At 59.8% G+C, this 338-nt stretch carries 1 protein-coding gene; it reads left to right on the forward strand.

Annotated features, from left to right (window positions below; translation table 11 throughout):
• Nucleotides 1-338 (forward strand): hypothetical protein (locus ACT3UE_RS15815; protein WP_444567034.1); only part of this gene is annotated, 338 nt, incomplete at both ends.

Consider the following 338-nt stretch of genomic DNA (forward strand, 5'->3'; position numbering starts at 1 on the left):
TGACACGGATGCGGCTACTGCTGCTGACGCTGACACCGATGCAGATGCGAACGCGACTGCTGACACGGACGCTGCTACGAATGCTGACTCCGATACCTCTTCCAACGGCGAGGATGACGCATCAGCTGATGTGGTTATCACGAGCCCCACGGAGGGCCAGGACATTGATTCTTCCGATGATGGAAGCGCCGATGTTCCGGTGACCGGCACGGGCACTCCCGGTGAAGAGGTCGTCGTGACCTTGGACGATGGAGAGAGCCAGACGGTGACCGTTGACGAGGATGGTGATTGGTCGGTGACGTTCAAGGACGTTGACCCGGGCAAGCACAGTGTCACGG

It is taken from the genome of Arthrobacter sp. 179 (assembly GCF_052379645.1).
GTDB lineage: Bacteria > Actinomycetota > Actinomycetes > Actinomycetales > Micrococcaceae > Arthrobacter_H.